Here is an 18,968-nt window from a genome sequence, read left to right as displayed (position 1 = left end):
TGGTCGAGCGGCTGCGCTGCATGCTGGTCGAGTAGCCGCGCAGCGGCGTATCGAGACCCACCCTTCCTGACGGTGGTGGATCTCGATACGCCCGCTGCGCGGCCTACTCGATCAGCATGGATCGCCCGCCGGGCGAGCTGCTGACGGAACATGCTGGTCGAGTAGCCGCGGAGCGGCGTATCGAGACCCGCCCCGTCAGCAGTCCGGTCGCGCTCACCACGGCAGCCGCAGCAGCCGCAGCCGCTCGCCGGCCGCGGCACCGCCCGCCGGAACGACGGCGACCGCCTCCGCCACCGTGAGCCCCGAGAGCATGTGCGAGCGGATCCCGTGCACCGCCCGCCAGACGCCGTCCGCCTCGACGACCGGCACGAGCACGGTCGACCCGGCGCGGCCGAGCGGCTCGCCCAGCACGCCCTGACGCGGCACCGGCGCGGCGGCCCCGCTCGCCGCGTCCAGCGCCGGCGGCAGGAACGACAGCGCCGCGAGGAACGCGGCGAGCGGATTCCCGGGCAGCGCGAGCACGACCGCCCCGCCGGGCAGCGACGCGATCACCGTCGGATGCCCCGGCCGCATCGCGACCCCGTCGACGACGAGGGTCGCTCCCGCGATCCGGAGCGCCCGCCGCACCGCGTCCACCCGCGACCGCCCGGTCCCGCCCGTCGTGATCTGCAGCGGAGCCGTGCTCGCGAGCAGCGCGCGGGCGATCGCCTCATCGTCGTCGCCGAGCCGCCGCACCGATCCCACCGCACCCCCGCCGCGCGAGACGAGCGGCGGCAGCAGCGGCGTGAACGCGTCGCGGACGCGGCCGGACCCCGGCATCCCCGCCGTGTCGACCTCGTCACCGGTGAAGAGCAGATCGACCGTCGCCGGCCTCCGCACGACGAGCTCGTCGAATCCCGCGATCGCGAGCAGCGCCAGGTGCGCCGGCCGCAGCCGCACGCCGGAGTCGACGAGCGCGGTTCCGGCCGGGGCCTCGTCCCCCGCGTTGCGGATGTGCCGCCCGAGCGGCACCGGATGCTCCGAGGAGAGCACGTCCCCGGTCACCCGGCCGCGCTCGCTCGGGAGGACGCTTTCGCACCACTCCGGCACGACCCCGCCGGTGACGATCGGCTCGGCGCTGCCCGGTCCGAGCCGCCAGGGCGACGTGCCGCGGACCGCCCAGCCGTCCATCGCCGAGGAGTCGTAGTGGGGGAGCGGTCGCGGCGCGAGCACGGCGCCCGCCGTGACGCAGCCCTCCGCCTCGAGCAGCGGGACCGTCGCGAGCGGCCCGGGAGCGGTCGCCGCGGCGATGCGCGCGCGAGCGCCGTCCCAGTCGATGTCGCTCATCCGTCCATTCTGGTCGCGCCCAGGGCGGGCGAGCGACGGCGCCGGATCCGAGGACCCGGCGCCGTCGACGGGCTCAGCCGAGGTACCCGTTCGGGTTGAGCACGAACTTCTTCGCGGCGCCCTTGTCGAAGTCGGCGTAGCCCTGCGGCGCCTCGTCCAGCGTGATCGCCGTGGCCTGCACCGCCTTCGCGATCTGCACCTTGTCGTGCAGGATCGCCATCATCAGCGAGCGGTTGTACTTCATCACCGGGCACTGGCCGGTCGTGAAGGACAGCGACTTCGCCCAGCCCAGCCCGAGGCGGATCGAGAGCGAGCCCTCCTGCGCGGCCTCGTCCACTCCGCCCGGGTCACCGGTGACGTAGAGCCCCGGGATGCCGAGCGCGCCGCCCGCCGCGGTGATCGACATCAGCGAGTTCAGCACCGTGGCCGGCGCCTCGGTGCCCGAGTCGGCGCCGTTGCCGTGCGCCTCGAAGCCCACGGCGTCCACGCCGCAGTCGACCTCCGGCACGCCGAGGATCTGCTCGATCTGCCCGGCCGGGTCGCCCTTGGAGACGTCGACGGTCTCGCAGCCGAACGAGCGGGCCTGCACGAGCCTCTCCTCGTTGAGGTCCGCGACGATCACGACGGCCGCGCCGAGCAGCTGCGCGCCGACGGCCGCGGCGAGTCCGACCGGGCCCGCTCCGGCGACGTACACGGTCGAGCCGACCCCGACGCCCGCGGTGACCGCGCCGTGGAAGCCGGTCGGGAAGATGTCCGAGAGCATCGTGAGGTCGAGGATCTTCTCGAGCGCCTGGTCGCGGTCGGGGAAGACGAGCAGGTTCCAGTCCGCGTAGGGGACCATCACGTACTCGGCCTGGCCGCCGACCCAGCCGCCCATGTCGACGTAGCCGTAGGCGCTGCCCGGGCGGTCCGGGTTCACGTTCAGGCAGATGCCGGTCTTGCGCTCCTTGCAGTTGCGACAGCGGCCGCAGGCGATGTTGAACGGCACGGAGACGATGTCGCCGACCTTGACGAACTCGACGTCCGGCCCCACCTCGACGACCTCGCCCGTGATCTCGTGCCCGAGGACGAGGTCGGCGGGAGCGGTGGTGCGCCCGCGGACCATGTGCTGGTCCGAGCCGCAGATGTTGGTCGAGACGGTGCGGAGGATCGCGCCGTGCGGCAGCTTCCTGCCGATGTTCGCCGGGTTCACGCCCGGCCCGTCCTTCAGCTCGAAAGTCGGGTAGTCGATGTCGATGACCTCGACGACGCCGGGGCTCTTGTAGGCGACTGCTCTGTTGCCTGACATGCGGTTCTCCTTCACGGGATGCGACCGCGGTGCGTGAGTGCCCGCGGGAGCCGCGCCGCGATCGTCCGGAGGAGCGCCGCGGCGTCGAGGCTCGAGCGAAACGTACGCCCGAAGCCTGGTGCCGGATCGAGGGGGAGGGAGTAGCGTCTCAGGATTCGTGCGTTCGCATGCGAATGGCCTCGAGCGACGTCCGCACCGCCCCGTCGAGCGCCGCCCGGTCGCCGCCCTGCAGTCCCGCCGCGTAGCCGGCGAGGAACGTCGTCAGCGGAGCGGCCGGCCGCACCACGCCGTGCGCCGCGTCGCCGGCCAGGGAGAGCAGGGCGTCGCGCTCGACCGGAACGTCGGCGAGGCCGAGGGCGGCGCTCAGCTCGTCCCACCAGGCGGCGAGCAGTGCGGCGGTGTCCTCGCGGGCGTCCGGGGCGGAGGAAGGGGTCGCGTTCGTGTCGTGGGTCACGCGTTCAGTCTGCGCCCGGTTCGGATCCTGCGCCCGGCGCGCTCTCCGCGCCCGGCACGGCGATGCCGTGGCGGCGGGCGTCGGCGCGGTCGTCGACGTCCGCGGTCGATCCGGCCGGCACCTCGACGAGCCGCACGGCCAGCCCCGCCAGGAGTGCGCGGACGGAGGCGCCGTCGACCGAGGGGAGCCGGGTCACGGCGGCGGTCAGTGCGGTTCGGCGGTGCAGACCCAGCAGGAGCTGCGCGCGGCCGTCCCCGTCGACGGCGAGCAGGGCGTCGGTCGCGGGATCGGCGGAGGCGGCGTCCGCCAGCAGTCGGTCGAGCGCGGGGGCCGGATCGACCAGGTCGGCCGCGAGCACGGCGATCCAGTCGGCCGCGTCGTCCCGCGCGAGCAGGGGCAGCGCCGCCGCGAGACCGGCAACCGGTCCGCCGAACGCCGGCTCCTCCTGGACGAGGAGCGCCGCTCCGACGCCGCCGCGGAGCTCCGGCGGTCCCGCGACCACGACGCGCCGGGCGCCGACGACTGCGGTCAGGGCGTGCTCGAGCAGCGTCGAGCCGCCGTGCTCGAGCAGCGGCTTGGCCGCGCCGCCGAGGCGCTCGCCGCGTCCGCCGGCGAGGATCACGGCGTCGAACGGGGGAGTGCTCGTGCGGTCGGTCACGGCCTCGAGGCTACGGGAGGCGGCGGCTCCGGCGACCCGCGTCCGGTGTCGGAGGTCGCGGCTACTCTTGTCGGGTGGTAGCAGCCCTGTATCGCCGGTACCGGCCGGAGACGTTCGCCGAGATGATCGGCCAGTCCCAGGTGACCGATCCGCTGATGACGGCGCTGCGCACCAACCGCGTCAATCACGCCTACCTCTTCAGCGGTCCGCGCGGCTGCGGCAAGACGACCTCGGCGCGCATCCTCGCCCGCTGCCTCAACTGCGCCCAGGGCCCGACGGACACCCCGTGCGGCGTCTGCGACAGCTGCGTCGAGCTCAGCCGCGACGGCCAGGGCTCGCTCGACGTCGTCGAGATCGACGCCGCGAGCCACAACGGCGTCGACGACGCGCGCGACCTGCGCGAGCGGGCGATCTTCGCCCCGGCCCGCGACCGCTTCAAGATCTTCATCCTCGACGAGGCGCACATGGTGACGCCGCAGGGCTTCAACGCGCTGCTCAAGATCGTCGAGGAGCCGCCGGAGCACGTGAAGTTCATCTTCGCGACGACCGAGCCCGACAAGGTCATCGGCACGATCCGATCGCGCACGCACCACTACCCGTTCCGGCTCGTCCCGCCGGCGCAGATGCTCGACTACACGCAGGAGCTCTGCGAGCGCGAGAAGGTGGGCGTCGCCGCGGGCGTGCTCCCGCTGGTCGTCCGGGCGGGTGGCGGCTCGGTCCGCGACACGCTGTCCCTCCTCGATCAGCTGATGGCCGGCTCCGAGAACGAGACGGTCGAGTACGAGCGCGCGGTCGCCCTCCTCGGCTACACCCACGGCGCGCTGCTCGACGAGGTCGTCGACGCCCTCGCCGAGCACGACTCCGCCGAGGCGTTCGGCGCCGTCGACCGGGTCATCCAGACCGGTCAGGACCCGCGCCGCTTCGTCGAGGACCTGCTCGAGAAGCTCCGCGACCTCATCGTCGTCGCCGCCACCGGAGGCGCGGCCTCCGCGGTCCTGCGCGGCGTCTCCCAGGACGAGCTCGACCGGATGGCCGGCCAGTCGCGCGCCCTCGGCCTCGGCGAGCTCTCCCGCATCGCCGACATCGTCAACGACGCGCTCACCGAGATGACGGGCGCGACCTCGCCGCGGCTGCACCTCGAGCTGATGATCGCGCGCACGCTGGTGCACGGCTCCGGCGCCGCGGCCGCTCCGGCGTCCGTCGTGGTGCCGGCGCCGTCGCAGGCCGCCCCGGCACCGACGCGGCCGTCCGCCGACTCGCGTGCTCCGGAGCCGCGCGCGCCCGAGCCCCGTGCCGCCGCCTCCCGCGCACCCGAGACCCGCGCACCCGAGTCGCGCATGCCCGAGCCGCACCTCCCGTCGCACGCCGCGACGCCGGAGTCGGTGCCGGAGTCGATCGCGGCGGCCCCGCGCGTCGAGGCCCCGGTCGTCTCCGCGACGTCGGTCGAGGCCGGCTCCGGCACGCCCGACGCCGCCCCGAGCGAAGCCGCCGACGCGACTCCCGCTGACTCGACTCCCGCCGACACCACGGCGTCCCGCCCGGCCGCCCCGGCCCCGGCGACCCACCCCTCCGCGGCCGATGAGCCCGGCGGCGTCACCCTCCAGCGGATGAAGGACAGCTGGCCCGAGATCCTCGAGGTCGTGCAGAAGGCCCGGATGACGGCCTGGCTCGTCGCCTACACCGCGCAGGTGCGGGCGCTGAAGGACGACGTCCTCACCCTCTCCTTCCCGAGCCAGAACGACGTCGACTCGTTCAAGATGGCCGGCAGCGCCGGTCAGCCCGGCGTGAGCGAGCACCTGCGCCAGGCGATCCAGCAGGTCCTCGGCCTCCGGGTGAAGTACATCGCCCGCGTCGAGCCCCGCGCGACCGCGCCCGAGGCCGAGCGCGCCGCGGTCGAGGCGGCCCCGCCGCCCGCCGCCGAGCAGCCCGCAGCGCAGCAGCCCGCGGCGGCGTCCACCCCCAGCGACCCCGACGAGTGGGCGACGGTCGCCATCCCGGCCGACCCGGCCCCCGCCGAGGTCGCCGCCGAGCCCGCGATCGAGTCGGTCGTCGCCCCGGAGCCGACCGACGTGCCGGTCCTCGCCCCGTCGCCGCGCTCGGCGCCGGTCGTCCCCGAGCAGGAGCCGCCGGTCCGCGCGGCCGCCGCGTCGGCCGGACCCTCGGACGACGAGCCGCCGTTCGACGAGGAGCCGCCCGAGGAGGACATGCCGCCGGTCGAGCCGCCGATGCCCGACTCCTGGGCCACCGTCGCGCCCCCCGGCGAGCCGTCCGCACCCCCTGCCCCCGTCGCACCCGCGCCGGTCCGCGCTCGCGAGCGGCCCGAGCCGGCCCCCGCCCGGTCACCCGCACCACCCGCTCGGCCACGGCCGACGGCCGCCAGCGCTACGGCGAGGCGGTGGTGCGCGAGATCCTCGGCGCCCAGTTCATCGAGGAGCAGCCGCACGTCCCGCGCGGTCCCCGGGTGACCGGCGCATGACCGCCGCCCCGCTCCTCGCTCCCGCTCTCCTCACCACTGAACCCGCATCCCGAGAGGAGGCGACCGCATGTACGAAGGCATCGTCCAGGAGCTGATCGACGAGCTCGGCCGGCTCCCCGGCATCGGCCCGAAGTCGGCCCAGCGCATCGCGTTCCACATCCTGCAGACCGAGACCTTCGACGTGACGCGCCTCGCCGAGATCCTGCTGGAGCTGCGCAACCGCGTGCACTTCTGCGACATCTGCGGCAACGTCGCGGAGGAGGCCACCTGCGGCATCTGCCGCGACCCGCGCCGCAGCCGCGCCGTCATCTGCGTGGTCGAGGAGGCGAAGGACGTCCCCGCCATCGAGCGCACCCGCGAGTTCCGCGGCCTGTACCACGTGCTCGGCGGCGCGATCAGCCCGATCGACGGCATCGGCCCCGACCAGCTCCGCATCCGCCAGCTGCTGCAGCGCCTGGCCGACGGCGAGGTCCAGGAGGTCATCATCGCGACCGACCCCAACCTCGAGGGCGAGGCCACCGCGACCTACCTCTCTCGCATGCTGAGCACCCTCGGCATCCGCATTACCCGCCTCGCCTCCGGCCTCCCCGTCGGCGGCGACCTCGAGTACGCCGACGAGATCACCCTCGGCCGCGCCTTCGAGGGCCGCCGCCTCGTCGAGAACTGACGCGGACCCGCCCCTCCCTTCTCCACCTCCGGCTCGCGGACTCACCTCCGGCTCGTGGTTTCGGTCGGTTCCGGCGTGCCGGGCCTGTTTCCGCGTGCCAGACGTCTCCGGATCGGACCTCCGGCTCGCGCAATCACCTTCGGCTCGTCGAATCCGCCCGTTCCCGCGTGCCGGAGCCGGTTCCGCGTGCCGGACGCGCCCCGCCGTGCTCGGAGGACACCCGCACAGTCGCCGCCGCAACATGACCCCTCGCGCATGCGCCCGCCGGTAGACTCCTGCGTCGGGTCGCCACGGCCCGAGCCACTGACCCGGGAGTAGCGCGTGAGCCTGATCGTCCAGAAGTTCGGCGGGTCCTCCGTCGCCGACGCGGAGAGCATCAAGCGGGTCGCGAAGCGCATCGTCGCGACGAAGCAGGCGGGCAACGACGTGGTCGTCGCCGTCTCCGCGATGGGCGACACCACCGACGACCTGCTCGAGCTGGCGCACCAGGTCACGCCGATCCCGGCGCCGCGCGAGCTCGACATGCTGCTCTCCTCCGGCGAGCGGATCTCGATGGCGCTGCTCGCCATGGCGATCAAGAGCATGGGCTACGACGCCCGCTCCTTCACCGGCAGCCAGGCCGGCATGATCACCGACGCCCAGCACGGCGCCGCCCGCATCGTCGACATCACCCCGGTCCGCCTGCGCGCCGCGCTCGATGAGAACGCGGTCGTCATCGTCGCCGGCTTCCAGGGCTTCAACCGCGACACCAAGGACATCACCACGCTCGGCCGCGGCGGCTCGGACACCACCGCCGTCGCGCTCGCCGCCGGCCTCGGCGCCGACACCTGCGAGATCTACACCGACGTCGACGGCGTCTTCACCGCCGACCCGCGGGTGGTCAAGAAGGCCCGCAAGCTCGACCGCATCTCCAGCGAGGAGATGCTCGAGCTCGCCGCCGCCGGCGCGAAGGTCCTGCACATCCGCGCCGTCGAGTTCGCCCGCCGCCACGGCGTCACCCTGCACGTGCGCTCGTCGTTCAGCCCCAACGAGGGCACCATCGTCTACAACGCCGTGCCCGGCGAGGACGCCCCCGGAAGCACCGAGAAGAATGGACAGCCCGTGGAAGAGCCGATCATCGCCGGAGTCGCCGCCGATCTCAACGAGGCCAAGATCACCGTCGTCGGCGTGCCCGACATCCCGGGCAAGGCCGCGCAGATCTTCACGATCGTCGCCAAGACCGGCTCGAACATCGACATGATCGTGCAGAACGTCTCCGCCGCCGCGACCGGCCGCACCGACATCTCCTTCACGCTGCCCAAGGCCGACGGCCAGACCGTCCTCACGGCGCTCAACGCCGAGAAGGACGAGGTCGGCTTCGAGTCGCTGCAGTACGACGACCAGATCGCCAAGCTCGCGCTCGTCGGCGCCGGCATGCGCACCAACGCGGGCGTCTCGGCCAAGCTGTTCCGCTCGCTCTACGAGGCGGGGATCAACATCGAGATGATCTCCACGAGCGAGATCCGCATCTCGGTCGTGACCCGCGCCGACACGGTGAACGACGCCCTCCGCGTCGTGCACACCGCCTTCGGCCTCGACGCCGAGGACGAGGCCGTCGTCTACGCCGGCACCGGGCGCTGACCGCCGAACGCCCTCGCGATCCCGCCGATCGCATACTCCGGCCCCGTCGACTCCGCCGTCGTTCGGTACCGTCTCCGGGGAGCCCGCCCCGGCCCTCCCGCCAGCACCCCTTCGTGCCGCTCCTCCCGCGAGCGGCCCACGGACGAAAGAGCCCAGCATGAGCAGCACCCCCCTCCACGTCGGAGTCGTCGGCGCCACCGGCCAGGTCGGCACCGTCATGCGCCGCCTCCTCGAGGAGCGCGACTTCCCGATCGCGTCGATCCGCTTCTTCGCGACCGCCCGCTCGGCCGGCACGACCCTGCCGTTCCGCGGCGAGGACATCGTCGTCGAGGACACCGAGACCGCCGATCCCTCGGGCCTCGACATCGCGCTCTTCTCGGCCGGAGCGACGGGGTCGCGCGCGCAGGCGCCCCGCTTCGCCGCCGCGGGCGCCCTGGTCATCGACAACTCCAGCGCCTGGCGGATGGACCCCGAGGTCCCGCTGGTCGTCAGCGAGGTGAACCCGCACGCGATCGAGCAGGCCGTGAAGGGCATCATCGCGAACCCCAACTGCACCACGATGGCCGCGATGCCGATCCTCAAGGTCCTCGACCATGAGGCCGGGCTCACCCGCCTCATCGTCAGCACCTACCAGGCCGTCTCGGGCAGCGGGCTCGCCGGAGCGAACGAGCTGGCCGGCCAGGTCCGCGCCGCCGTCGCCGACGAGCACCTGCTCGACCTCGTGCACGACGGCTCGGCGGTCGCCTTCCCGGCGCCGGACAAGTACGTCGCGCCGATCGCCTTCGACGTCATCCCCTTCGCCGGCAGCCTCGTCGAGGACGGCCTGAACGAGACCGACGAGGAGAAGAAGCTCCGCAACGAGAGCCGCAAGATCCTCGAGCTCCCCGGCCTGCTGGTCTCGGGGACCTGCGTGCGCGTGCCGGTCTTCACCGGCCACTCGCTCTCGGTCAACGTCGAGTTCTCCGCGCCGCTCAGCCCCGAGCGTGCCCGCGAGCTGCTCGCCGACGCCCCCGGAGTCGCGCTGCGCGAGGTGCCGACGCCGCTCGAGGCCGCCGGCAGCGACCCGAGCTACGTCGGCCGCATCCGCGCCGACGAGGGAGCCCCCGAGGGCCGCGGCCTCGCCCTCTTCATCAGCAACGACAACCTCCGCAAGGGCGCGGCGCTCAACGCCGTGCAGATCGCCGAGCTGATCGCGGCGAAGCAGCCCGTCGCCTGACCCGGCGGAGCGCCATGCCGGTCGAGTAGCCGCGGAGCGGCGTATCGAGACCCACGCCTTCAGGACGGTGGCTTCCGGCCGCCGTCTCTCCGACGGTGGATCTCGATACGCCCTCTGCGAGGGCTACTCGATCAGCATGGGGCGCCCGCCTGCGCGCCGCGGCACCTGCATGGGGTGCGCCCCCGCGCGCCGCGGCACCTGCAGGGGGTGCTCCCGCCTGCGCGCCGCGGCACCTGCATGGGGTCCGCCCGCCTGCGCGCCGCGGCGGTTGCATGGGGTGCGCCCGCCTGCGCGCCGCGGTGGTTGCATGCTGGTCGAGTAGCCGCGCAGCGGCGTATCGAGACCCACGTGTCCGAGCAGCGGCCGCCGCCGCCGCCCCACGACGGGAAAAGCCGTCAATTTGATGGGCGAGCGACCCCCCGGCCCGCCTCCCGCCCGGCGCCCGACGGTAAACTCGACTCTCGTGAACTCCTCGGAACCGGTCGACGTCGCCCTCATCGGTGGGGGCATCATGAGTGCCACCCTCGGTGCACTCCTCACCAAGCTCCAGCCCGACTGGACCATCGCCGCGTACGAGCGCCTCGGCGACGTGGCGCAGGAGTCGTCGAACCCCTGGAACAACGCGGGCACGGGCCACGCCGCCCTCTGCGAGCTGAACTACATGCCCGAGGCGGCCGACGGCTCCGTCGACCCCGCCAAGGCGATCCAGATCAACGAGCAGTTCCAGATCTCGCGGCAGTTCTGGTCGAGCCTGGTCGAGGCCGGCGACATCCGCGAGCCCTCGAGCTTCATCAACTCCGCTCCGCACATGACCTTCGTGCACGGCGAGGCCAACGTCGAGTACCTCCGGAAGCGCTACGAGGCGCTGAAGGACCAGCCGCTCTTCGCCGGCATGGAGTTCACCGAGAGCACGAAGACCATCCACGAGTGGGCGCCGCTGCTGATGGAGCAGCGCCCCGCCGGCGGTGGACCCTACGCCGCGACGCGCATCCCGGCCGGCACCGACGTCGACTTCGGCGCGCTCACCCACCAGCTCTTCGACCACGTCGTCGCGCACGGCGGCACGCTCGACACCGGCCACGAGGTCACCGGCATCACCCGGCAGAAGGACGGCACCTGGCGCCTGGACCTCAAGCAGAAGGTCGGCGGCACGCCCAAGAAGGTCGTCGCCCGCTTCGTCTTCGTCGGCGCCGGCGGCGGTGCGCTGCACCTGCTGCAGAAGTCCGGCATCCCCGAGATCAAGGGCTTCGGCGGCTTCCCCATCTCGGGGCAGTTCCTCCGGACCGACAACCCGGCGATCGTCGCCCGGCACCAGGCGAAGGTCTACGGCAAGGCCGCCGTCGGCGCCCCGCCGATGTCGGTCCCGCACCTCGACACCCGCGTCGTCGACGGCCAGGCCTCGCTGCTGTTCGGCCCGTACGCCGGCTTCACCCCCAAGTTCCTCAAGCGCGGCTCGTGGCTCGACCTGCCGCTGTCGATCCGCCCGCACAACATCGGCCCGATGCTCGCCGTCGCCCGCGACAACCTCGACCTGATGAAGTACCTGCTCGGCGAGGTGCTGGCCGGCCGCGACAAGAAGATGAAGGCGCTGCGGGAGTTCCTGCCCACCGCCCGCTCCGAGGACTGGTACCTGATCACCGCCGGCCAGCGCGTCCAGGTGATGAAGAAGGACGAGAAGAAGGGCGGCGTGCTGCAGTTCGGCACCGAGGTCATCACCGGCGCGGACGGCACGATCGCCGGCCTGCTCGGCGCCTCGCCCGGCGCCTCGACGGCCGTGCCGATCATGCTCGACATCGTCAAACGCTGCTTCCCCGACCGGATGAAGGCCTGGGAGCCGCGGATCCGCTCGCTCGTCCCCAGCTACGGCTCGACTCTCAACGACGCCCCGGAGACGGCCGAGCGCACCGTCGCCGCCACCTCCGAGGCGCTCGCGCTCCGCGCCTCCGTCTGAGCACCGAGGGCGCGAAGCCGCATGCTGATCGAGTAGCCCGCGCAGCGGGCGTATCGAGATCCGCCATCGTCAGAAGAAGGGTCTGCAGACCCGACCGGCTGGGGACGGCGGGTCTCGATACGCCGCTTCGCGGCTACTCGACCAACATGCGTCCACCGGAAACGTTCGAACACATGTTCTAATGGACGCATGAGGTGGAGCGGACAGGCGATCGGCGCGGCGGACGAGGCCGCGCTCCCGGGCCTGGTGAAGCTCACCGAGCTGGTCCGCACCGTCCGCACCCCCGAGTTCGACGGCATCACCTTCTACGAGGTGCTCGCCAAGTCGGCGCTGAACCGGGTGCACTCCTCGTCGAAGATGCCGTTCGGCTGGACGATCAACCCGATGCGCGGCTGCACCCACGCCTGCACCTACTGCTTCGCCCGGCCCACCCACGAGTACCTCGAGTTCGACGGCGGGCGCGACTTCGACTCGCAGATCGTCGTGAAGGTGAACGTCGCCGAGGTGCTCACCCGGGAGCTCGCCCGGCCGAGCTGGGAGCGGCACCCCGTCGCGCTCGGCACCAACACCGACCCGTACCAGCGGGCGGAGGGCCGCTACCGGCTGATGCCCGGCATCATCGCCGCGCTGGCCGCCTCCGGCACCCCGATCTCGATCCTGACCAAGGGCTCGCTGCTCCGGCGCGACCTGCCGCTGCTGCGCGAGGCGGCCGAGCACGTGCCCGTCGACCTCGGCGTCTCGATCGCCGTGTTCGACGAGGATCTGCAGCGCTCGATCGAGCCCGGCGCTCCGTCGGCCGCGGCCCGGCTGGCGACCGTCACGGCCGCCCGCGAGGCGGGCTTCGAGTGCTCGGTCTTCCTGATGCCGATCCTGCCGTTCCTCACCGACACCCGCGCCCACCTCGACGCCTCGCTCCGCGCCTGCCGCGAGGCGGGGGCGAGCACGATCATGTACTCGACCCTCTACCTCAAGCCCGGGGTCAAGGAGTGGTTCCTGCAGTGGCTCGCGCAGGAGCACCCCGAGCTGCTCGACCGCTACCGCTCCCTCTATCCCGGGCGCTCCGCCTACGCGCCCGCCGAGTACCGCCGCTGGCTGTCCGCGCGGATCCGCCCGCTGATGCGCGACCACCGGCTGGAGGAGGGGGAGGCCGACCCGGCGACCGGCTCGATGCGCTCCTCCGCGCTCGGGCCGACCGCGCGCGGCGCCTCGGCGCTGCCCTCGCTCGGCGTGCTGCGGACCCTGGGCGGCGAGCACGGCCGCCCGCAGGACGGCGACGAGCCGGCCCGGCACCTCGGTCTCCGCGGCGGCGGTCTGATCCTCCGCGAGCTGGGCGAGGACGGCGCCTCGATGCTGCCCGGCGTGGGCCAGCCGACGCTGTTCTGAGAGGGCCGCGGAGGCGATCCGGCCCCGCGGCTAGGATCGTCGCATGCTCCCTCGCCCCGGTGAGCCGACGTCCGGCTCCTCCGCCCGGGCCGCCGAGTCCCGGTCCGTCGAGGCCCGGTCCGCCGAGACCCCCTCCGCCGACGGCGGCCCGCGACCGGTCCGGCTCGGCATCCTCGACGACCACGAGCTGCTCCTGGACAGCATGAGCAGCTGGATCGCCGCCAACGCCCCGGACTTCGAGCTCGTCGTCAGCGCCGGCACCTGGATGGAGCTGGTCACCAGCACGGTGTTCCCGACGCAGGTCGTCCTGATGGACTTCGAGCTGAGCGAGCCGATCTCGATCGAGGCGCGGATCCGCACCTGCCGTGCCGCGGGCGCGACCGTGATCGTCCTCGCCGAGCGCGAGGACGACGAGATCCGCGAGCGCTCGCTGCGGGCCGGCGCCGCCAGGCATCTCACGAAGGCGCAGTCGATGCAGGACGTGATGGAGGCGGCGCGCTCGGCCATGGCCATGCGCTCCACCGCGGGGTCCGCCTCGCAGTGGCGCCCGCTGCCGATCGGGGTGGCCGCGCAGCAGCGTCCGCGCCTGAGTGCGGGGGAGCTCGAGGCGCTGCGCCACTACGTCGCCGGCGCCAGCACTCCCGAGGTCGCCGCGAGAATGAACGTCCAGTTCGAGACGGCGAAGACCTATCTGCGCCGCGTCCGGCAGAAGTACGCCAAGATCGGCCGCCCGGCCAGCCGGCGCGCCGACCTGATTCGGCGGGCGGCGGAGGACGGCCTCCTCGAGTGACCGGCACGACCGCGGCCGGCACGACGATCACCACGACCATCACGACCACGACCACGACCACGAGGACCGCGCCGGGCGCGGTCCGCGGGCACCGCCCGCCCACGAGCAGAGACAGGACCTGATGGCGAAGCTCTACTTCCGCTACGGCGCGATGAACAGCGGCAAGAGCACCTCGCTCCTGCAGGCCGCGCACAACTACGAGGAGCGCGGGCACCGGGTGCTGCTCGCGAAGCCGGCCGTCGACACCAAGGGCGACGAGCTCATCGTGTCCCGCCTCGGCGTGACCCGTCCGGTGGACATCCTGTTCGAGCCCGACGGCGATCCGGTCGCCGTCTTCTCCGCCGCGCGCGCCCGCGTGCTCGCCGAGACGGCTCGCGACGTCAGCGCGCTGCTCGTCGACGAGGCGCAGTTCCTGCCCGAGTCGCACGTCGACGATCTGCTCCGGATCGCAATCCTCGAGAACGTCCCCGTCCTCGCCTACGGCATCCGGACCGACTTCCGGACCGCCGCGTTCCCCGGAAGCAGGCGGCTTCTCGAGATCGCGCACAGCCTCGAGGAGCTCAAGACGATCTGCCGCTGCGGGCGGAAGGCGATCTTCAACGGCCGGGTGGTCGACGGCCGATTCGTCTTCGACGGCGACCAGGTCGCCATCGACGGGGCCGAGGTCACCTACGAGTCGCTCTGCGGCTCGTGCTACCTGCAGGAGAGCCGCGGCCGACTGCGCGGCTAGCAGTGTCGAGCAGTGCTCATCAGGCGTGACCCGAATGAAACAGGGAAGTGGGTAGCCTTGCGGGCGTGACATCACCGGAAACGCACGCAGGCCTTCCGACGCAGCACGCGAGACCGGGGGGTTCGATGGCTTCGCAGGAGACTCCGCCGAAGCGCCGTCCGTCCTGGGAGCAGGACTACCGCCGGCGCCTCCTCGCCACCGACGTCGTCGCGATCCTCGTCTCGGTCTTCGGCACGCAGCTGTTCTGGTTCGATCTCAACCTGAACTCCGACGTGGGCTTCAACAACCCCGTGGACATCGCCGTCAGCTACACCTGGGTCTCGGTCGTCCTCTCGATCGGCTGGCTCCTCGCCCTGCAGGTCTTCGACACCCGCGACCGCCGCATCGTCGGCACCGGCTACGTGGAGTACCGGCGGATCGTCGACGCCTCCATCTGGCTGTTCGGCATCGTCGCGATCATCGCCTACCTCCTGCAGATCCTGCTGGCGCGCGGCTACATCATCACGGCGTTCCCCGCCGGGATCCTGCTGATCTGCGTCGGCCGCCTCGTCTGGCGCTCCTGGCTGACCCGGCAGCGCAAGGTCGGTCGCTTCTCCAGCCAGGTCGTCCTGCTCGGCTCCCGAGCGAGCGTGCTGCACACGGCGCGCGAGCTCCGCCGCGGCACCGAGGCCGGCTACAAGCTGGTCGGCGCGGTCTCCACCTCCGTCGGCGGCGCCGAGGCGCTCACCAGCGAGGCGGAGCTCGCGGGCCTCTCGCTGCACGGCTTCTCCGGGATCGACGGCGTGCGCGCCGTGATGGACGCGACCGGCGCCGACACCGTCGTGGTCACGAGCTCCGACGAGCTGGCGCCGCAGCGGATCCGCGAGCTCAGCTGGACCCTCGAGCCCGGCCGCGAGCACCTCGTCGTGGCGCCGAGCCTCACCGACATCGGCGGCCCGCGCATCCACACCCGGCCGGTCGCCGGCCTGCCGCTGATCCACGTCGAGACCCCGCGCTTCGACGGCCGCCAGCGCTTCGCGAAGCGGCTCTTCGACATCGCCGCATCGACGATGCTGATCATCCTCAGCGCTCCCGTGCTGATCGTCGTCGCGGTGCTGGTGAAGACGACCAGCCCGGGCCCGATCCTGTTCCGCCAGGAGCGCATCGGGCTGAACGGCTCGACCTTCGAGATGCTGAAGTTCCGCTCGATGGTGGTCGACGCCGAGGCGCGCCTGGCCGAGCTCGCTGCCCAGCAGCGCGACGAGGGCAACAGCATCCTGTTCAAGATGGCGAAGGACCCCCGGGTCACCAAGGTCGGCACCGTCCTCCGCCGCTTCAGCCTCGACGAGCTGCCGCAGTTCCTCAACGTCTTCCGCGGCGACATGTCGCTGATCGGACCCCGCCCGCCGCTGGCGCGCGAGGTGGAGCAGTACGAGGAGCACGTGCACCGCCGCTTCCTGATGAAGCCCGGCATCACCGGCCTCTGGCAGGTGAGCGGACGCTCCAACCTGTCGTGGGAGGACACCGTCCGCCTCGACCTCTACTACGTCGAGAACTGGTCGATGACCGGCGACATCGTCATCCTCTTCAAGACCGCGCGCGCGGTCCTGGCGAGGGACGGGGCGTATTGAGCTCCTCCGTGCAGACGGGTGCCGACCGGCCCGGTGACGAGCGATCCGGGCCGGAGCGATCCGGACCGCGCAGCATGTCGCTGGCGATCCTCGAGGTCCCGTTCCGCGTCGAGTTCGGGCCCGAACTGTCCGACGAGGACGTCGCCCGGATCCGGAGCAGCTGGCGCTCCTGCGCCGCCGCCGACAGCGCCGACGCTCGCGTGATCTCGGCCGAGGTGTCGCTCCCCGGCGCGGTCCCGCCGGGCGGTGTGCGGGTCGTCTCGCACTCCGTCGCGCAGCTCGAGGAGTCGCTCACGTCGACGCTCACGCTCGAGGCCATCGGTGAGCGCCGCAGCGACCTCCTGATGCTGCACGCCTGCGGCGTCGCCGCCGACGACGGCCGCGTGCTGGCGTTCGTGGCCGCCTCCGGCACCGGCAAGACGACCGCCTCGCGGGTGCTGGGGGAGCGCTTCGGCTACGTGACGGACGAGACGGTCGCCGTGACTCCCTCCGGCGCCGTGCTGCCCTATCCGAAGCCGCTGTCCGTGAAGCCCGCGAGCGGAAGCGCACCGAAGGCCCAGCTCTCGCCGGTCGACCTCGGTCTGCGCCCCGTTCCGCAGGCGCCGCTCGTGCTGGCCGGGATCGTCCTGCTCGAGCGCCGTGACGGCGTCGACGCGCCCCGCCTCGAGCAGGTCGAGCCGACCGTGGCGATCGACGCCCTGGTGCCCCAGACCTCCTACCTCGCCGCCCGGCCGAGGGCGCTCTCCGCGCTGGTCCGCACGATCACCTCGGTCGGTGGCGCGAAACGACTGGTCTACTCCGAGGCGGCCGACGCGCTCGATCTCGTCGACGGTCTGCTCGCCGCTCCGGTCGAGCCGGCGCCGGCGGTCTGGCAGGACGTCGTCGCGCTCCCGCTCGAGGCGGAGGACGCTGCCCCCGGCGGCTCCCTGCGCCGAGCGGACGTCGACGACGCGCTCGCGCTGCCCAGCGGCGAGCTGCTCGTCTTCCGCCAGAACACGGTGATCCGGCTCGCCGGCATCGGTCCGGTCCTCTGGCGCTCCGCCGCCGGCGGCGCCGATCTGCCCGACCTCGTCGCCGCGGTGCTGGCCGAGCTCGGCGGACCGCCGGAGGGGATCGACGCCTCGGCCGCGGTGTCCGCCGCCGTCGACGAGCTGCTCGGGCTCGGCGTGATCGCGAGAGCGACTCCGCTCCCGCCCACCCCGGAAGGGGTGCACGTCTGACGGTCCCCGAAACGGGGTCGATACACCGGCGTGCAATGATTCTGAAGCCCGTCTCCGGCAGTCGCCGATCGGTCCGGACCAGTGAAGGAACTTGACACTGTGGAACTTAGAGACGTCCTCCGACTTCTCCGCGATCACTGGATCGCCATCGTCGCAGCCGTGCTCCTGGGCACCCTCGTCGCCTACGGCTGGTCGCTGACCCAGAAGCCGCGCTACGCCGCGGAGGCGCAGGGCCTCGTCTCGGCGGCGGTCGCCGACGCCGGGGGAGACCCGAGCCAGGCGATCTACCTCCGCCAGATCGCGGACTCCGTCGCGAAGTCGAGCACCCTCACCTACGTCCCGATCGCGAAGTCGCGGAACGTCGCCGAGATCGTCATCGGCAACCTCGGGCTCGACGTGACCGCGGAGTCGCTGATCACCGCCGTCCAGGTCACTCCCGACCCGGAGTCGCCGATCCTCAACGTCCGCGCGACGGCGTCCACCCCGGAGGGCGCCCGCACCCTCGCCGACGCCTGGATCGACGCGATCGCCGTCCGCATCCAGCAGGTGAACCAGGAGTCGGGAGCGGGCGACACCGTCAGCCTCTCCGGCGTCCAGTCCGCTGCTCTGCCGTCCTCCCCGGAGTTCCCGAACGTGCGCCTGGTGCTCGGCGTCGGCGCACTGGCCGGCCTCGTGCTGGGCCTCGTCTACGCCTTCGTCCGCAACACCCTCGACCGCCGCATCCGCACCGCCGAGGTGGTCGAGCGGCTGTTCGACCTCCCCGTCGTCGGCACGCTCCCCGTCGACAAGCGCCTGAACGAGACCAACCGCATCGTGCCCGAGGCGGACACGACCGACTACGTGAAGTCCGACGGCAAGCACGCGCTCGCCGAGGCGCTGCGCGAGCTGCGCACGAACCTGCAGTTCATGAACGTCGACAGCCCGCCGCGGATCATCGTCGTGACCAGCCCGCTGCCCTCCGACGGCAAATCGACCGTGACAGCGAACCTCGCGGTGACGCTCGCCGCCTCCGGTCAGCGCACGGTCGTCGTCGACGGCGACCTCCGCAAGCCCACCGTCGCGAAGTCCTTCGGTCTCGTCCCCGGTGTCGGCCTCACCGACCTGCTGATCGGCAAGGCGGAGCTGCAGGACGTGCTCCAGCCCTGGGGTCCCTCCGGCAACCTCTGGATCCTCGGTGCGGGCTCGATCCCGCCGAACCCGAGCGAGCTGCTCGGCTCGAACGGCATGGACATGCTCCTGCACGAGATCGCCCGCGAGGCCATCGTGCTCGTGGACGCCCCGCCGCTGCTGCCCGTGACCGACGGCGCGATCCTCACCGCCCGCACCGACGGCGCCCTCGTCGTCATCTCGGCGGGCCGGACGACGACCGACGAGCTCGGCAAGGCGATCCAGAACCTCGAGCGCGTCAGCGGCCACACCCTCGGCGTCATCCTCAACCGCGTCCCCCCGCGGGGCCAGGTCGGCCGGGGCTACGGCTACTACTACACGAGCTACTACGGCTCGCAGAAGTCGGGCGCGCGTCCGGACGCGGCAGCCGCTCCGGCTCCTGCTCCGGCCCCCAGCGCGGTCTGAGCGGCCG

Annotated in this window: 16 protein-coding genes; 12 read left to right on the top strand and 4 right to left on the bottom strand. The window is 72.7% G+C overall.

Annotated features, from left to right (window positions below):
- Nucleotides 1-213 precede the first annotated feature (213 nt).
- The 4 genes from C1I64_RS11475 to mobA form a co-directional block, all read right to left on the bottom strand.
- Nucleotides 214-1,326, bottom strand: a complete 1,113-nt coding sequence (locus C1I64_RS11475; RefSeq protein WP_127887291.1) for a molybdopterin molybdotransferase MoeA — start codon at nt 1,324-1,326, stop codon at nt 214-216.
- Between the two features lie 73 nt (nt 1,327-1,399).
- Entirely contained in the window at nt 1,400-2,614 is a 1,215-nt protein-coding gene (gene fdhA / locus C1I64_RS11470) for a formaldehyde dehydrogenase, glutathione-independent (RefSeq protein WP_127887290.1), read from the bottom strand.
- 148 nt (nt 2,615-2,762) lie between these two features.
- On the bottom strand, nt 2,763-3,068 hold the full coding sequence (locus C1I64_RS20360; RefSeq protein ID WP_279630168.1) for a DUF6457 domain-containing protein: 306 nt from the start codon (nt 3,066-3,068) through the stop codon (nt 2,763-2,765).
- Between the two features lie 4 nt (nt 3,069-3,072).
- Nucleotides 3,073-3,726 carry a molybdenum cofactor guanylyltransferase gene (gene mobA, locus C1I64_RS11460; RefSeq protein ID WP_127887289.1) on the bottom strand — a complete coding sequence of 218 codons (654 nt, stop codon included), beginning with the start codon at nt 3,724-3,726 and terminating at the stop codon, nt 3,073-3,075.
- Nucleotides 3,727-3,800: 74 nt separating this feature from the next.
- Here mobA and C1I64_RS11455 point away from each other — a divergent pair, with 74 nt between their 5' ends.
- From C1I64_RS11455 to C1I64_RS11405, 12 genes are all read left to right on the top strand, one after another.
- A complete protein-coding gene (locus tag C1I64_RS11455; RefSeq protein ID WP_127887288.1) occupies nt 3,801-6,191 on the top strand; it encodes a DNA polymerase III subunit gamma and tau in 2,391 nt (796 codons plus the stop codon).
- A 78-nt stretch (nt 6,192-6,269) separates the two neighbouring features.
- Nucleotides 6,270-6,869, top strand: coding sequence for a recombination mediator RecR (gene recR, locus C1I64_RS11450; RefSeq protein WP_123447702.1), 600 nt, complete (start codon nt 6,270-6,272; stop codon nt 6,867-6,869).
- A 321-nt stretch (nt 6,870-7,190) separates the two neighbouring features.
- A complete protein-coding gene (locus tag C1I64_RS11445) occupies nt 7,191-8,489 on the top strand; it encodes an aspartate kinase (protein ID WP_123447701.1) in 1,299 nt (432 codons plus the stop codon).
- Nucleotides 8,490-8,646: 157 nt separating this feature from the next.
- A complete protein-coding gene (locus C1I64_RS11440; protein ID WP_127887287.1) occupies nt 8,647-9,705 on the top strand; it encodes an aspartate-semialdehyde dehydrogenase in 1,059 nt (352 codons plus the stop codon).
- A 403-nt stretch (nt 9,706-10,108) separates the two neighbouring features.
- Complete coding sequence (locus tag C1I64_RS11435; RefSeq protein WP_123737555.1) at nt 10,109-11,656, top strand: malate:quinone oxidoreductase; 1,548 nt, start codon at nt 10,109-10,111, stop codon at nt 11,654-11,656.
- A gap of 189 nt (nt 11,657-11,845) precedes the next feature.
- The gene (locus C1I64_RS11430) at nt 11,846-13,039 is read left to right on the top strand and encodes an Rv2578c family radical SAM protein (protein WP_127887286.1); all 1,194 of its coding nucleotides are present in this window, start codon (nt 11,846-11,848) and stop codon (nt 13,037-13,039) included.
- Between the two features lie 43 nt (nt 13,040-13,082).
- On the top strand, nt 13,083-13,829 hold the full coding sequence (locus tag C1I64_RS11425; RefSeq protein WP_127887285.1) for a response regulator transcription factor: 747 nt from the start codon (nt 13,083-13,085) through the stop codon (nt 13,827-13,829).
- On the top strand, nt 13,826-13,951 hold the full coding sequence (locus C1I64_RS20770; RefSeq protein ID WP_279630167.1) for a hypothetical protein: 126 nt from the start codon (nt 13,826-13,828) through the stop codon (nt 13,949-13,951). The genes C1I64_RS11425 and C1I64_RS20770 overlap by 4 nt, the downstream gene beginning before the upstream one ends.
- Nucleotides 13,951-14,559, top strand: a complete 609-nt coding sequence (locus C1I64_RS11420) for a thymidine kinase (RefSeq protein WP_123447696.1) — start codon at nt 13,951-13,953, stop codon at nt 14,557-14,559. Before C1I64_RS20770 ends, C1I64_RS11420 begins: the two co-directional genes overlap by 1 nt.
- 125 nt (nt 14,560-14,684) lie before the next feature.
- Nucleotides 14,685-16,169: a sugar transferase gene (locus C1I64_RS11415; protein ID WP_127887284.1), complete on the top strand. Its 1,485-nt coding sequence runs from the start codon at nt 14,685-14,687 to the stop codon at nt 16,167-16,169.
- A 74-nt stretch (nt 16,170-16,243) separates the two neighbouring features.
- Complete coding sequence (locus C1I64_RS11410) at nt 16,244-17,389, top strand: hypothetical protein (protein ID WP_127887283.1); 1,146 nt, start codon at nt 16,244-16,246, stop codon at nt 17,387-17,389.
- Nucleotides 17,390-17,488: 99 nt separating this feature from the next.
- A complete protein-coding gene (locus tag C1I64_RS11405) occupies nt 17,489-18,961 on the top strand; it encodes a tyrosine-protein kinase domain-containing protein (protein WP_159422222.1) in 1,473 nt (490 codons plus the stop codon).
- Nucleotides 18,962-18,968 lie beyond the last annotated feature (7 nt).

The organism is Rathayibacter festucae DSM 15932 (assembly GCF_004011135.1).
Classification (GTDB): Bacteria; Actinomycetota; Actinomycetes; order Actinomycetales; family Microbacteriaceae; genus Rathayibacter; species Rathayibacter festucae.
Note: the sequence above shows the minus strand (reverse complement) of the source record. Positions and strands in the feature narration are given on the sequence as shown.